Origin of the sequence: Pseudomonas synxantha, assembly GCF_900105675.1 — a bacterium.
GTDB classification, from domain to species: domain Bacteria; phylum Pseudomonadota; class Gammaproteobacteria; order Pseudomonadales; family Pseudomonadaceae; genus Aquipseudomonas; species Aquipseudomonas synxantha.
In genome coordinates, this window is sequence record NZ_LT629786.1 from 1,543,073 (window position 1) to 1,556,931 (window position 13,859).

General features: G+C 62.3%; 14 protein-coding genes. 6 read left to right on the forward strand and 8 right to left on the reverse strand.

Annotated elements, in window-relative coordinates; genetic code table 11:
• Positions 1-147 precede the first annotated feature (147 nt).
• Together ttcA and BLU48_RS07315 are read left to right on the forward strand one after the other, a co-directional pair.
• Positions 148-972 carry a tRNA 2-thiocytidine(32) synthetase TtcA gene (gene ttcA / locus BLU48_RS07310; protein WP_005789069.1) on the forward strand — a complete coding sequence of 275 codons (825 nt, stop codon included), beginning with the start codon at positions 148-150 and terminating at the stop codon, positions 970-972.
• Between the two features lie 67 nt (positions 973-1,039).
• Complete coding sequence (locus BLU48_RS07315; RefSeq protein ID WP_057024334.1) at positions 1,040-1,711, forward strand: DNA-3-methyladenine glycosylase I; 672 nt, start codon at positions 1,040-1,042, stop codon at positions 1,709-1,711.
• 16 nt (positions 1,712-1,727) lie between these two features.
• Here BLU48_RS07315 and BLU48_RS07320 read toward each other — a convergent pair whose 3' ends face one another.
• From BLU48_RS07320 to arsC, 3 genes are read right to left on the reverse strand one after another with little or no spacing between them, the layout of a single operon-like run.
• Positions 1,728-2,132, reverse strand: a complete 405-nt coding sequence (locus BLU48_RS07320) for a DUF2069 domain-containing protein (RefSeq protein ID WP_057024335.1) — start codon at positions 2,130-2,132, stop codon at positions 1,728-1,730.
• Positions 2,116-2,730 (reverse strand): NAD(P)H:quinone oxidoreductase, encoded by a 615-nt coding sequence (gene wrbA / locus BLU48_RS07325; RefSeq protein ID WP_057014436.1) that lies wholly within the window; start codon positions 2,728-2,730, stop codon positions 2,116-2,118. Before wrbA ends, BLU48_RS07320 begins: the two co-directional genes overlap by 17 nt.
• On the reverse strand, positions 2,727-3,080 hold the full coding sequence (gene arsC / locus BLU48_RS07330) for an arsenate reductase (glutaredoxin) (protein WP_057024336.1): 354 nt from the start codon (positions 3,078-3,080) through the stop codon (positions 2,727-2,729). The genes wrbA and arsC overlap by 4 nt, the downstream gene beginning before the upstream one ends.
• 115 nt (positions 3,081-3,195) lie before the next feature.
• Here arsC and BLU48_RS07335 point away from each other — a divergent pair, with 115 nt between their 5' ends.
• Complete coding sequence (locus tag BLU48_RS07335) at positions 3,196-3,657, forward strand: TlpA disulfide reductase family protein (RefSeq protein ID WP_043046629.1); 462 nt, start codon at positions 3,196-3,198, stop codon at positions 3,655-3,657.
• 141 nt (positions 3,658-3,798) lie between these two features.
• On the opposite strand, the gene BLU48_RS07340 is transcribed toward BLU48_RS07335, so the two are convergent.
• The 4 genes from BLU48_RS07340 to BLU48_RS07355 all read right to left on the reverse strand — a co-directional run bounded on the left by BLU48_RS07340 (position 3,799) and on the right by BLU48_RS07355 (position 8,622).
• Complete coding sequence (locus tag BLU48_RS07340) at positions 3,799-4,203, reverse strand: META domain-containing protein (RefSeq protein WP_057024337.1); 405 nt, start codon at positions 4,201-4,203, stop codon at positions 3,799-3,801.
• Positions 4,200-4,640 (reverse strand): hypothetical protein, encoded by a 441-nt coding sequence (locus BLU48_RS07345; RefSeq protein WP_043046633.1) that lies wholly within the window; start codon positions 4,638-4,640, stop codon positions 4,200-4,202. Before BLU48_RS07345 ends, BLU48_RS07340 begins: the two co-directional genes overlap by 4 nt.
• A 71-nt stretch (positions 4,641-4,711) precedes the next feature.
• The gene (locus tag BLU48_RS07350; protein ID WP_057024338.1) at positions 4,712-5,701 is read right to left on the reverse strand and encodes a 2-hydroxyacid dehydrogenase; all 990 of its coding nucleotides are present in this window, start codon (positions 5,699-5,701) and stop codon (positions 4,712-4,714) included.
• A 161-nt stretch (positions 5,702-5,862) separates the two neighbouring features.
• Positions 5,863-8,622 carry a response regulator gene (locus BLU48_RS07355; RefSeq protein WP_057024339.1) on the reverse strand — a complete coding sequence of 920 codons (2,760 nt, stop codon included), beginning with the start codon at positions 8,620-8,622 and terminating at the stop codon, positions 5,863-5,865.
• 205 nt (positions 8,623-8,827) lie between these two features.
• Here BLU48_RS07355 and BLU48_RS07360 point away from each other — a divergent pair, with 205 nt between their 5' ends.
• Both BLU48_RS07360 and BLU48_RS07365 read left to right on the forward strand, forming a co-directional pair.
• A complete protein-coding gene (locus tag BLU48_RS07360; RefSeq protein ID WP_057024340.1) occupies positions 8,828-9,556 on the forward strand; it encodes a response regulator transcription factor in 729 nt (242 codons plus the stop codon).
• On the forward strand, positions 9,543-10,901 hold the full coding sequence (locus BLU48_RS07365; protein WP_057024341.1) for a sensor histidine kinase: 1,359 nt from the start codon (positions 9,543-9,545) through the stop codon (positions 10,899-10,901). The genes BLU48_RS07360 and BLU48_RS07365 overlap by 14 nt, the downstream gene beginning before the upstream one ends.
• Positions 10,902-10,905: 4 nt before the next feature.
• Here BLU48_RS07365 and BLU48_RS07370 read toward each other — a convergent pair whose 3' ends face one another.
• A complete protein-coding gene (locus BLU48_RS07370) occupies positions 10,906-11,421 on the reverse strand; it encodes a DUF2062 domain-containing protein (RefSeq protein ID WP_043046639.1) in 516 nt (171 codons plus the stop codon).
• Between the two features lie 135 nt (positions 11,422-11,556).
• Between BLU48_RS07370 and BLU48_RS07375 the strand changes: the two genes are divergently transcribed.
• A complete protein-coding gene (locus BLU48_RS07375) occupies positions 11,557-13,782 on the forward strand; it encodes a DNA internalization-related competence protein ComEC/Rec2 (RefSeq protein WP_231989021.1) in 2,226 nt (741 codons plus the stop codon).
• The last annotated feature ends 77 nt before the right edge of the window (positions 13,783-13,859 follow it).

The window sequence follows — 13,859 nt, forward strand, 5'->3', positions numbered from 1 at the left end:
TTTAGAGCAAATCGCACTGTAAACCTGGGGTTTAATCGCCGCTGGGCCTGTCAAATATGGGGGGCTTGCTCCCACATTGAATGTAAGTACTCGACATCGCTAAAATACCCGGCTTTTCGTCACACACCTTCAGCGGATCCAAGCGCCATGGGCACTCTTACGGTCAACCAGAACAAACTGCAAAAACGCCTGCGTCGCCTGGCCGGTGAAGCGGTCGCCGATTTCAACATGATCGAGGATGGCGACAAGGTCATGGTCTGCCTCTCCGGCGGCAAAGACAGCTACACCATGCTCGACGTGTTGCTGCACCTGCAAAAGGTTGCGCCGATCCAGTTCGAGATCGTCGCCGTCAACATGGACCAGAAACAGCCTGGCTTTCCCGAGCACGTGCTGCCGGCCTACCTGAAAGAACTGGGCATCGAGTACCACATTGTCGAGAAAGACACCTACTCGGTGGTCAAGGAGCTGATCCCGGAAGGCAAGACCACCTGCTCGCTGTGCTCGCGCCTGCGCCGTGGCACGCTCTACACCTTTGCCGACGAGATCGGCGCGACCAAGATGGCCCTGGGTCATCACCGCGATGACATCGTCGAGACCTTCTTCCTGAATATGTTCTTCAATGGCTCCCTCAAGGCCATGCCGCCCAAGCTACGCGCCGATGACGGGCGCAATGTGGTAATCCGCCCGCTGGCGTATTGCAACGAGAAGGACATCCAGGCGTACTCCGACTTCAAGCAATTCCCGATCATCCCCTGCAACCTGTGCGGCTCCCAGGAAAACCTGCAGCGCCAGGTGGTCAAGGACATGCTGCTGGACTGGGAGCGCAAGACCCCCGGGCGTACCGAGAGCATCTTCCGCAGCCTGCAGAACGTCATCCCGTCGCAGTTGGCCGATCGCAACCTGTTCGACTTCACCAGCCTGAAAATCGATGAGACGGCCGCATCGCGTTTCGTCAATGTAGTGAACCTCTGAGCCTTATCAAGGCTCTAGTACACGGCGCTTGCGGGCGCCGTTTTCAATTCAACTGCCAGGAGAGGGCATGCGCGATTACAAGTGGCTGCACGAATATTGTCTGAACCGCTTCGGTTCGGCGGCCGAGCTGGAGGCCCACCTGCCTGTGCCCAAGACCCCGGCGCAATTGCGCAAGATCCCCGATGACCGTTACCTGTCGACCTTGGCGCTACGGGTGTTTCGTGCGGGCTTGAAGCACAGTGTGGTCGATGCCAAATGGCCGGCATTCGAGCAAGTGTTTTTCGGTTTCGATCCGGAAAAAGTCGTGCTGATGGGTGCCGAGCACCTGGAGCGCCTGATGCAGGACACGCGCATCATCCGCCACCTGGGCAAGCTCAAAAGTGTGCCGCGCAACGCGCAGATGATCCTCGATATCGAGCAGGAAAAGGGCAGCTTCGGTGCGTTCGTCGCCGATTGGCCGGTAACCGATATCGTCGGGTTATGGAAATACCTGAGCAAACACGGCCACCAGTTGGGCGGGCTGTCGGCGCCGCGGTTTCTGCGGATGGTGGGCAAGGATACGTTTGTGCCGAGCTATGACGTGGTGGCGGCGTTGAACGCACAGAAGATCGTCGACAAGGCACCCACCAGCCTGCGGGATTTGGCAACGGTGCAGGGCGCCTTCAACCAGTGGCATGGCGAGAGTGGGCGGCCGATGTGCCAGCTGTCGATGATGCTGGCGTATACCGTCAACCATTGATCATCGTAGGAGCGTGTCAATCGGCCAGTCGACGGTTCAGTTGATGCCGCCAACGCACATACAACAGCGCCGTGCAAAACACCGCCAGGCTCGCCAGCATCTCCAACACCCCGAACCACTGGCGGTTCGGGTCGTACGCCGCCAGTGCGCCCTTGATGAAATACAGGTTCACCACAAAGCACATCCACGAATGCCCGCGGGCGCTGCCTATGATCATCCCGGGCGCCAGTACCAGCAGCGGCACCAGTTCGATCAGCAGGATCACCCATGGACGCGCCCCATGCAGGTCGGCGATGAACAGGTAGTACACGCACAACAAACCCACCAGGCCAAAAAACGCCAGCAGGCTCAGCGCCCGTGCAACCTTGACCCGCGGTTCCAGCCACGCCTGGGGCGGCAGGATTTTAGGCTTCCTGGCCACGGCCGTTCTCCAGCAGCGTGGCGGTCTTGGCCAGGCGCAGGCCCAGGGCTCGGCACAGGGTGATTTCATGGGGGTCGAGCATACGTTTGCCGTCGGGCCCGGAATGGTGGCTGGCGCCGTAAGGCGTGCCGCCGCCCTGGGTATCAAGCAGCGCCTGCTCGCTGTAGGGCAGGCCGGTGATCAGCATGCCGTGGTGCAACAGCGGCAACAGCATCGACATCAGCGTGGTCTCCTGGCCGCCATGCAGGCTGGCGGTGGAGGTGAACACGCCGGCCGGCTTGCCCACCAGCGCGCCGGTGAGCCACAGGTTGCTGGTGCCGTCGAGGAAGTACTTGAGCGGCGCGGCCATGTTGCCGAAACGGGTCGGGCTGCCCAGGGCCAGGCCCGAGCAGTGCTTCAGGTCATCCAGGCTGGCATACAGCGCGCCTTCATCGGGAATGCTCGGCGCCACGGCTTCGCACTCGGTGGAAATCGCCGGCACCGTGCGCAGCCGCGCTTCCATGCCGCCTTGCTCGATACCGCGGGCAATCTGCCGGGCCATCTCGCTCACCGAGCCATTGCGGCTGTAATACAACACCAGCACATAGGGCGCGCTCACGGCAGGATCTCCAGCACGTTCTCGGGTGGGCGGCCAATGATGGCTTTATCGGCGGTTTCCAGGATCGGGCGCTCCATCAGCTTGGGATGGGCGGCGATGGCGGCGATCAATTGCGCTTCGCTGAGGTTGGCGTCGGCCAGGTTGAGGGTCTTGTATTCGTCTTCGCCGGTGCGCAGCAGCTGACGGGCGTTGATCCCCAGTTTTTCCAGCAGGGCCTTGATTTGCGCCGCATCCAGTGGGGTTTCCAGGTAGCGCACCACGGTCGGGGCGAGGCCACGGGCTTCCAGCAGTTCGAGCGCACCGCGGGATTTCGAGCAGCGCGGGTTGTGATAAAGCGTCAGATCGGTCATGTGCGGGTCGCATCTTACGTAAGGTGGCGGGTATTCTACCTGCGCTGGCGCCTGTCCTTAAACCGTAAGAGGCGATAGGCCGCAGCCCATGTTCATTTTTGCGAAGGAATACCCCATGACAAGGCGACTGATCGGTGCATTGGCGATCATCACAACCCTGCTGCTCAGCGGCTGCGGTAACGATTACGGCGTTGACCAATACGGCCAGAAAGTGGCGGCCGAACGGCTGGACAAGCAGTGGCTGGTGGTCAATTACTGGGCCGAATGGTGTGGACCGTGCCGCACGGAAATCCCTGAGCTCAATGCCTTGGCTGAGCAACTGAAAGGGCAGGGTGTGGGCGTGTTCGGGGTTAATTTCGATAATGTGCAGGGTGAGGAACTGAAGGCCGCCAGCGACAAACTGGGGATCAAGTTCACGGTCCTGGCCCAGAACCCGGATGGGATCTTCGAGATTCCGCGCAGCGAGGCTTTGCCGGTGACCTATATCATCGATGACAAGGGCAAGGTGCGGGAGCAATTGATGGGGGAACAGACCGCAGAAGGGGTGCTGGGCAAGCTCAAGGCCCTGCGCGGTTAAAGCAACACCTCAGAGAAAATGTGGGAGGGGGCTTGCTCCCGATAGCGGTGTAACAGTCAATTGATGTATTGACTGACACACTGATATCGGGAGCAAGCCCCCTCCCACATTGAGATCCCATCAATCCGAAGATTGAGGATATCAGCCTTCTTCAAGCCACAAGCGGATCGGCTTACCCTCGGCCGGCCAGAACCGCGTCTGTTCGATCGGCGAGATGTCCCAGCGCTGCACGCCTTGCAGAGCCTGGAAGAAGCGCTGCTCCTGCTCCATCAGGGCCTCGGCGCAGAGTTTGCGGGTGCTGCCGATCTGGCCGAAGCTGAGCTTGTCGCCCTCGACGGTGTACGGCGCGAACCAGTGGTTGCAGCCGCCATTGCCATAGGCACGGCCATCGGCACCGAGGGTGACGGTCAGGTGCGCATAGTCCATCAGCGGTCGTTCACCGATCCATTCCACCACATAGCTGTGGTCGCGCTCCAGCTTCGCGCCATCCGCGGCGCAGCCGGCCAGGCCAACGCCGATCGCGGCGAGCAACAACGCGCCTTTCATTGCGCAGCCTGCTGGCATTTCGGACAGCGGTGCTTGTCGCCTTCGCTGGCCCAGCCGAGTTCTTTGATGCGTGCGTTGGCAGCCGGCTGCAGTGGTTCCTTGGTCAGCTTGGTTTCCACCGCAAATTCAAACTCCAGCACGGTGTCGCAGCTGTCGCAATTGACCTTCCAGGTATGAATCTCCAGCTCACCGAACTTCGGCCCCTGGGCCATGGCGACCCATTGGCCGGCCGGGCGGATGGAGTAGCGCGCATCCCCTTCGACGGTCAGGCGCATCGACAGGGTTTTACTGCCGCGCAAGGTGACGATCAGCACGTCGCCATGCTTGATCGAACCACCGTTGCCGGTGACTTGGTAACGGCCCGGCACCAGGGCGCGGCATTCGATCAGGGTGTGTTGCGGGCTCAGCAAGCTGAAGCGGAAATCGTGTTCGGCCATGGATCCTCCAAATAGGCGCGGCATCCTATCACGGGTGCCGGCCTATCATGAGCCTGGTATGTGACCGCTGATCATCCCTCGACCCGGTTCTGCGCCCGTCCCTCGGCCCAGGCCGCGATGTTGGCCAGTGTCGTGCCGGCAATCGCCGCCAGGGCCTCGCGGGTGAGGAATGCCTGGTGCGCGGTAATGATCACATTGGGGAAGGTCAGCAGGCGGGCGAGCACGTCGTCTTGCAGGGGCAGGTCCGAGCGATCCTCGAAAAACAGCTGGGCTTCTTCCTCGTATACATCCAGCCCCAGATAGCCCAACTGGCCCTCCTTGAGCGCTTCGATCAGCGCCGGGGTATCGACCAGACCACCGCGCCCAGTATTGATCAGCATCGCGCCGGGCTGCATCTGCGCCAGGGAGCCGGCGTTGATCAGGTGCTGGCTGTCGACGGTCAACGGGCAGTGCAGGCTGATGATCTGCGCCTCGGCCAGCAATTCGGGCAGGCTCACGTAACGGGCGCCGAGGGCCTGGACCTGAGGATTCGGGAAGGGATCGCAGGCCAGCAGCTGGCAGCCGAAGCCGGCCATGATCTTGGCGAACGTGGCGCCGATTTGCCCGGTGCCGACCACGCCGACGGTCTTGCCGACCAGATCGAAACCGGTGAGCCCGTGCAGGCTGAAATCGCCATCGCGGGTGCGGTTGTAGGCCCGGTGCAGCCGCCGATTGAGCGCCAGGATCAGCGCCACGGCGTGCTCGGCCACGGCGTGGGGCGAATACGCGGGCACGCGCACGATGGTCAGGCCCAGGCGCTTTGCAGCCCGCAAGTCGACGTGGTTGTAACCGGCCGAACGCAGGGCGACCAGGCGCGTGCCGCCTTTGGCCAGCTGCTCCAATACCGGTGCGCTGAGGTCGTCGTTGATAAAGGCGCAGACCACCTCGTGATGTTCGGCCAGGGCCACGGTGTCGAGGTTGAGGCGGGCGGGTTGGAATTGCAGCTCGATGCCCTGGGGGCGCGGCTCTCCGAGAAAGCTGTCACGGTCGTAGGCTTGGCTGCTGAACAGAATGACGCGCATCAAAAAGGCTCCCTGCAATTTACACGTTGGAAATGCTGACTAAATGTGGGAGGGGGCTTGCTCCCGATGGCAGTGTTTCAGTCGAATATCTGTAACTGATACACCGCTATCGGGGGCAAGCCCCCTCCCACATTGTTGATTCGGTGCCCATGAATACAGGATCAGGCACTGACCCTGGCTTCACTGGCCAGCCGCGCAATTGCCATGTCCAGTTCATCCAGCGCGGCCATGGCCTTGGCATCATCCTGCTTGAGCAGGGTTTCGGCGCGTTGGCAGGCTGCGCGCAGTTGCGGCACGCCGCAGTAGCGCGTGGCGCCATGCAGACGGTGGACGCGTTCGATCAGGGCATGGTTGTCATTGGCTTCGCGGGCGAGGGTGATTGCCAGGCGATCAGCTTCCAGGGAAGCCAGCAGCATGGCGAGCATGTCAGCGGCGAGGTCTGCCTTGTTGGCGGCCAGGCGCAGGCCTTCCTCGTGGTCGAGCACCAGCAGTTGCACGCCCTGGGCCAGGCCGTCGTTGACGCGCTCCGGGCCTTGATTGCGCAGGGCCAGGCCGGTCCATTTCAACACCACCTGGGCCAATTGCCGCTCACTGATGGGCTTGGTCAGGTAGTCGTCCATGCCGCTTTGCAGCAGGGCGCGTTTTTCGTTGGCCATGGCGTGGGCCGTGAGGGCGACCACCGGCAGCGGCGTGCCGTGGCGTTCGCTTTCCCACTGGCGAATGGCCTCGGTGCTCTGGCGCCCGTCCATGCCGGGCATTTGTACATCCATCAACACCAGGTCGAAGGTTTCCTGCTTCACCGCATCAATGGCCGCATAACCGCTTTCCACCGCCTGCACCTTGGCGCCCATGTCTTCCAGCAGGGTTTGCACCAGTAGCAGGTTGGCCGGGTTGTCGTCCACGCACAGCACCCGTGGCGCACGGCTGGACAGCGGCTCTCCCGGTTCGCTGCGCGAGGGGCGCGGGCTGATCAGGTCGGCCAGGGAGCGGCGCAGCTTGCGTGTACAAGCGGGCTTGGCCTGCAACTGGCTGTTGGGGTTGGGCACCGATTGGTTGAACAGCATCTGCTCGGTAGTCGGGCACAGTACCAGGACCTTGCAGCCCAGGTGTTCGAGGTCCCATAAGTGTTGGTTGAGACGCTCGGGTGGAATGTCATTGGCGGTGACGCCGAGCACCGCAAGGCTGATCGCCAGTTCGGTCTGGTGCGCACTGGTGATGCCATTGGTCAGGCTTTCCAGGGTGTTGAACGGTGTGACTTCCAGGCCGCAGTCTTCCAGTTGATGTTGCAGGGCCTGGCGCGCCAGTTCGTGGTTTTCCAGCACAGCCACGCGGCGACCCAGCAGCGGCGGGCCGGGCAGATCTTCAACGTCGTCACGGGTCTTTGGCAGGTTCAAGCTGATCCAGAACTCGGAGCCTTCACCTGGTGTGCTGTCGACGCCGATTTCGCCGCCCATCTGCTCGATCAAACGCTTGGAAATTACCAACCCCAGGCCAGTGCCGCCGGGCTGGCGCGACAGCGAGTTGTCGGCCTGGCTGAACGCCTGGAACAGTGCGCGGACATCCTGGTTGGACAGGCCAATGCCGGTGTCTTGCACGCTGATGCGCAACTGCACGCTGTCTTCCTGCTCATCCTCGATCATCGCCCGGGCAACGATGGTGCCTTCGCGGGTGAACTTGATCGCGTTGCTGATCAGGTTGGTCAGGATCTGCTTGAGGCGCAGCGGGTCGCCCACCAGCGCCAGCGGCGTGTCGCGGTACACCAGGCTGACCAGTTCGAGCTGCTTGGCATGGGCGGCGGGGGCGAGGATGGTCAGGGTGTCTTGCAGCAGGTCCCGCAGGTTGAACGGCACGCTGTCGAGTACCAGCTTGCCGGCCTCGATCTTCGAGAAGTCAAGGATCTCGTTGATGATACCCAGCAGGTTGTCGGCGGATTTTTCGATGGTGCCCAGGTAATCCAGCTGGCGCGGTGACAGCTCGCTTTTTTGCAGCAGGTGGGTAAAGCCGAGGATGCCGTTGAGTGGCGTGCGGATCTCATGGCTCATATTGGCCAGGAACTCCGACTTGATGCGGCTGGCTTCCAGAGCCTCCTTGCGAGCCAGGTCCAGCTCGATGTTCTGGATCTCGATGGTCTCCAGGTTCTGGCGCACGTCTTCGGTGGCCTGGTCGATGCTGTGTTGCAATTCTTCCTGGGCATTCTGCAGGGTTTCGGCCATGCGGTTGATGCCCGACGCGAGCTGGTCCAACTCCTGGCTGCCTAACAGCGGCAAACGGGTTTCCAGGTTGCCGTCCTTGAGCTGGGCCACGGCTTGCTTGATCTGACCAATCGGCGAATTGATGGTGCGGCTGATTCGCAGGGCGAGGGCAGCGGTACACATCAGACCGATGGCGATCAGCAACAGGCTGGCGAACAGGCTGCGGTAGCCGCGCAGCAGCATGCCGTTGTGGGACAGCTCCACTTCGACCCACCCCAGCAGGCGGTCAGACTCATCGGGGATGAGTTCGCCGGCCAGATTGCGATGCCGGCCGAATACCGGCAGCAGATAACGGGTGGCATCGTTGCCGGTGCGCTGCAGTAGATGCGAACTGTTACCGGTAGGCGGCGGGTTGAGCATGGTCGGGCCGGCGTGCGCCAAGGGCGAACGGTCTGGAGCGAGGAACGACACCGCGCGCACGTCTGACTGCTCCAAGGATTGAGTGGCGATGCGCTCCAGCAGTTCAGTGTTCTTATGGCCCAGGGCAGGCGCCACCAGCGGCGCCAATTGTTCGGCGATCATTTCGCCGCGTTGCAGCAACTGGCTCTGCAATTCCGACAGTTGCATCCAGGTGAAATACCCTCCCAACACCAACACCAAGGCCATCAGGCTGGTCGGTAATAAGGTCAGCAACAGTACGCGGCCTTTTATCCCCATTCTTCTAAGCACGCCACTCTCCTGCTACCACGTTGTTATCAATTATCCACGCTGGCATCCGGCCCGCGCCACCTGCGCAGTGTAGCCATTTGCACGGTCTGGAATCTTGCAAATTAATGACATGCGGCAATCTTCGGGCCATTCGGCGCCGCGTGGCGATTGCCTGTAACCATTTAATCTTGAATAATCAGTGATTGAGAATGACTTGCAGACGCTAATGACTCCCGCAACAGTTGGCCTACCCACTATCCTGACCATCGAAGATGACCCTGTGTTGGGGGCCTACGTGCATGAGCAGCTCGGCCACAGTGGTTTTCAGGTGACGTGGTGTCGCAACGGCCAGCAAGGCCTGCAAATGGCCCGAGACCAGGCATTTGACCTGGTGTTGATGGACATCCTGTTGCCGGGGCTGGACGGGCTGTCGATCCTCACGCATTTGCGTCAGAGCCACGCCATGCCGGTGATTCTGATGTCGGCCCTGGGCGCCGAAGCCGACCGCATCAGCGGCTTTCGCCTGGGCGCGGATGACTATCTGCCCAAGCCGTTCAGCATGGCTGAATTGCGCGTGCGCATTGAAGCCATCCTGCGCCGGGTGGCCCTGGATCGCCGGCCTGAGCCGCCGCGCGCAGTGATGCGGGAGAATGCCCCGATGCTGCATTTTGATGATGAGCGCTGTGATGTGTGCTGCCAGGCACAGTGGGGCGGGCTGACGCGCAGCGAGTACCGGCTGCTGGAAACCCTGCACCGCAACGCTGAAGAAGTCCTCAGCAAAGCCTTCCTGTATCAGCAGGTGCTGCAGCGTGGTTATGCGCCCCATGACCGCAGCCTCGACATGCACGTCAGCCAGATTCGCCGCAAACTCAAGGCCATCGGCTATGCCGAGCGTGAAGTGCGCACGGTGTGGGGCAAGGGTTACATGCTGAGCGGTCATGATGAAGGGCTTTGAGCGGCTGCCGGGCAAGCACTCGCTGTTCTGGAAACTGGCCTGCCTGTTGATCGCCTTCTGTTTGCTGATGATCTGGCTCAGTTGGTCGTGGGGCCGCTATATGGAGCAGCAGAGCGCGTACCTGTCGGACAAGTCGCGGGAGATCCTCGGTGGCTATGCGGCAGGTGCCGAGCTGGCCTGGAGCACACAAGGTCGCGCCGGGGTGGATGCCTGGTTGCAACTGATGGCCAAGCGTGAAACCACCTGGGTTGGCGTGATCGGCAACGATTTGCAATCCCTCAGCAACACGCCCCTGAGTGACAAGGAAAGCCAGCGCCTGACCTTTTTGCGCGGGCTGGATTGGCCGGTCAGCCGGCATGTCATAGGGCTGCCGTGGATGAAGGTGCCGTTTCCGGTCAATCCTGGCCTGGGGTCACTGGTGATCGAGTTGCCGCAACGTTTTATGCCGGGGCGCTATCAACTGTTCTGGCGGGTAGTCACCAACGGTGTGATTCCGGGCCTGTTCACCCTGTTGCTGTGCATCGGCCTCTATCGGCTGCTGATCATGCCCCTCAATCAATTGCGCGAGCAGGCCAATGCCTGGCGTGCCGACCAGTTGCATACGCGGCTGTCCCGGGATGCGACCAGCCGCCAGGATGAATTGGGAGAGTTGGGGCGCGCCTTTGACCATATGTCCGAACGCTTGCAGGGCACGGTGCGCTTGCAGCAGCAGTTGCTGCGCGACATGTCCCATGAACTGCGTACGCCCTTGAGCCGTCTGCGGGTGGCTTGCGATAGCGAGCAAGACCCGACCCGCCTGCGCGAGCGCCTGGGCCGGGAAATCGACGCCATGCAACGCCTGGTGGAAGACAGCCTGCAACTGGCCTGGCTCGACAGCGAAACAGCGCCGCTGCCCCAGGAAGACATTCAGTTGCAGGCGTTATGGGACATGTTGCGCGAAAACGCCTGTTTCGAAAGCCACTGGCCGGCGTCGCGCTTGCCGTGCCTGTTGCCGGCTGACAGTTGGGTGCGTGGCAACCTGAACACACTGGCCCAGGCTCTGGAAAACATCCTGCGCAACGCCATACGCCATTCTCCCGACGATGGCTGCGTGCAACTCGACGGGTGCCGCGAGGGGGATTATTGGCATATCTGGCTGCAGGATCAGGGCGGCGGTATTGATGAGCGGGATTTGGAACGCATCTTCGCGCCTTTCACCCGTTTGGACGGCTCGCGGCCCGGCGATGGTGGTTTCGGCCTGGGCCTGAGCATCGCCCGCAACGCCGTGCAGCGCCAGGGCGGGCGCTTATGGGCGGAAAATACCGGACAGGGCCTGCGGGTGCATCTGCGCTTGCTGGCGCGTTAGCTGTTCAGCGCCGACGCAATTTACGTTTTTTCCACTGGTGCGCCACCCACCAGCGCCAGTACGTCATCGTCAAGCAATAGGCCAGCGCCCCCAATACCAGCCCCAATACCACCGAGCCCAGCAGGAACGGCTGCCAGAGCGTGCTCAGCTGGCCGCTGATCCATTCCCATGTGAGGTTATCGGGCAGGCTGCGCGGCGGTACGTTCATCAGCCAGGCGCCGGTCATGTAGGTACACACAAACACCACCGGCATGGTGATCGGGTTGGTCAGCCACACCAGGCTGACGGCGATCGGCATATTGCCGCGCACGACAATCGCCAGGATTGCCGCGAGCAGCATCTGCAACGGAATCGGTATAAAAGCCGCAAATAAACCCACCGCCATGGCACGAGCCACTGAATGCCGGTTCAGGTGCCAGAGGTTCGGATCATGCAGCAGGGTGCCAAGAAACTGTAATGACTTATGTTCCCTGATACTGCTGGGATCGGGCATGTACCGTTTGAATAAGCGCCGGGGCATAAGGGGTCCAGGTCAATTTGAGGGGCAAGTATGCCCGGATTCTATAAACAGAAAATTCAGACTTTGTGACAAAACATCATAGGCGCTGCCGGTCAGCCAGCTAAGACTGAATGGATCAGTGGAAAAGGATGATCCATGAAAACAGCGATGTTGGCCTTGGCGCTGGGGTTACTGGCGTTGCGTTGGTTACCTGCGTTGCCGCCCGGCGCAGGGGTGTTGGCCATGTTGGTGCTGGCGTTGATGCTGCTGCCTTTTCGCACCTATCCCGGGGCGTTCTTTCTGTTCGGTTTGAGTTGGGCCTGTATCAGTGCGCAGTGGGCGCTGGATGACCGCTTGCGCCCGGTGCTGGATGGGCAGACGCGCTGGGTCGAAGGGCGTGTCATCGGCCTGCCGCAACAGACGGGCACGAGCGTGCGCTTCGAACTGGCCGACAGCCGGTCGCGCACTGCGCGGCTGCCCAAGCGCATTCGCGTGTCCTGGCACGGCGGGCCCACGGTTAACAGCGGGGAGCGCTGGCGCCTGGCATTGACGCTGAAGCGGCCTGCCGGCCTGCTTAATTTCCACGGGTTTGACCATGAGGCCTGGCTGCTGGCCCAGCGTATCGGCGCCACCGCGACCGTGAAGGACGGCGAGCGCCTGGCGCCGGCCCGCAATGCCTGGCGCGACGCTGTCCGACAGCGCCTGCTGGCCGTGGATGCCCAGGGCCGCGAGGCGGGCTTGGCTGCATTGGTACTGGGCGACGGTTCCGGGCTGGCGCCTGAGGATTGGCAGGTGTTGCAGGACACCGGCACGGTGCATCTGCTGGTGATTTCCGGGCAGCACATTGGCCTGCTGGCGGGGTTGATCTACGGCTTGATCGCTTTGTTGGCGCGCCATGGGTGCTGGCCCCGAACCTGGCCGTGGCTGCCGTGGGCGTGCGGCCTGGCATTTGCCGGGGCGTTGGCTTATGGCCTGCTGGCGGGGTTCGGCGTGCCGGTGCAGCGAGCTTGCGTCATGGTGGGGCTGGTGTTGCTGTGGCGTTTGCGCTTTCGTCACTTGGGTGTTTGGTGGCCGTTGTTGCTGGCGCTGAACGCTGTGCTGGTGCTTGAGCCCCTGGCCAGCCTGCAGCCGGGGTTCTGGCTGTCGTTTGCGGCGGTCGCAGCGCTGGTCCTGGCATTCAGCGGGCGCCTGGGGCCGTGGAGCGCCTGGCAGGTCTGGACGCGTCCCCAGTGGTTGATCGCCATTGGTTTGTTCCCGTTGCTGCTGGTGTTGGGTTTGCCCATCAGCCTCAGTGCACCCGTGGCCAACCTGGTTGCCGTGCCGTGGATCAGCCTGGTGGTGCTACCCCTGGCGCTGCTGGGCACGGCGCTGCTGTGGGTGCCGTTGGCGGGCGGAGGTTTGCTGTGGTTGGCCGGTGGTGCGCTGGACGGCTTGTTCAAGGGCCTGGCGCTGTTGGCCGCGCAACTGCCGGCCTGGATACCGGCCGAAGTACCTTTGGGCTATTGGCTGGTGAGCCTGGCCGGCGCAGTGATTTTGCTATTGCCCAAGGGCCTCCCGTTTCGGTTTTTGGGCTGGCCCATGCTGTTGTTGGCGGTGTTTCCACCCAGGGAGTCGATACCCCATGGGCAGGTGGACGTGGTGCAGCTGGATGTCGGCCAGGGGCAGGCCCTGATCCTGCGCACTCGCCATCACTCCTTGCTTTATGATGCCGGGCCCCGGTCGGGGCCTGTCGACCAGGGGGCGCGGGTTGTCTTGCCGTCGTTGAAAAAGCTCGGGGTAGGGCAGTTGGACATGATGCTGCTCAGCCATGCTGATGCCGATCATGCCGGTGGTGCGGCGGCAGTGGCCCGGGGGCTGCTCGCCAAGCGCGTGGTGGGCGGCGAAACCGAAGGCCTGCCAGGGTTTCTCGGTACCCAGCCCTGTACCAGCGGCGAGCGGTGGGAATGGGATGGCGTGGCCTTTGAACTGTGGCAATGGGCCGGTGCGATTGATGGCAATCCCAGGTCCTGCGTACTGCAGGTCGAGGCGAATGGCGAACGCCTGCTGCTCACCGGCGATATTGATCGCGCCGCCGAACAGGCATTCCTGGCCTCGCCGCTGGCGGTGCCGACCGATTGGTTGCAGGCCCCGCACCATGGCAGCCGCAGCTCTTCGTCCTGGCCCTTCCTGCAGCGGCTGGCGCCGGCATCGGTGCTGATCTCCCGCGGGCGCAGCAATGCATTCGGCCATCCTCATCCACAAGTAATGGAGCGCTATCAGGCCCTGGGCAGTCGGGTATATGACAGTGCTGAACAAGGCGCTGTGCGCCTGCGCCTGGGAACGTTCCTGCCGCCGACTGTTGCGCGCAGTCAACGCAGGTTCTGGCGCGAACCGTTACCGTAATCCGGCGTTACCAAAGACTCTGGGCCGCGACGGGGGGGCCTGTAGCCGACGAACCCCGCTGCCGAACCTATATGGTA

Coding starts and splice junctions, on each gene's coding strand:
- BLU48_RS07370 (WP_043046639.1), bottom strand. CDS start 11,421: ATGCCCCGGCGCTTATTCAAACGGTACATGCCCGATCCCAGCAGTATC.
- BLU48_RS07315 (WP_057024334.1), top strand. CDS start 1,040: ATGCGCGATTACAAGTGGCTGCACGAATATTGTCTGAACCGCTTCGGT.
- arsC (WP_057024336.1), bottom strand. CDS start 3,080: ATGACCGATCTGACGCTTTATCACAACCCGCGCTGCTCGAAATCCCGC.
- BLU48_RS07365 (WP_057024341.1), top strand. CDS start 9,543: ATGAAGGGCTTTGAGCGGCTGCCGGGCAAGCACTCGCTGTTCTGGAAA.
- ttcA (WP_005789069.1), top strand. CDS start 148: ATGGGCACTCTTACGGTCAACCAGAACAAACTGCAAAAACGCCTGCGT.
- BLU48_RS07360 (WP_057024340.1), top strand. CDS start 8,828: ATGACTCCCGCAACAGTTGGCCTACCCACTATCCTGACCATCGAAGAT.
- BLU48_RS07340 (WP_057024337.1), bottom strand. CDS start 4,203: ATGAAAGGCGCGTTGTTGCTCGCCGCGATCGGCGTTGGCCTGGCCGGC.
- BLU48_RS07345 (WP_043046633.1), bottom strand. CDS start 4,640: ATGGCCGAACACGATTTCCGCTTCAGCTTGCTGAGCCCGCAACACACC.
- BLU48_RS07350 (WP_057024338.1), bottom strand. CDS start 5,701: ATGCGCGTCATTCTGTTCAGCAGCCAAGCCTACGACCGTGACAGCTTT.
- BLU48_RS07375 (WP_231989021.1), top strand. CDS start 11,557: ATGAAAACAGCGATGTTGGCCTTGGCGCTGGGGTTACTGGCGTTGCGT.
- BLU48_RS07335 (WP_043046629.1), top strand. CDS start 3,196: ATGACAAGGCGACTGATCGGTGCATTGGCGATCATCACAACCCTGCTG.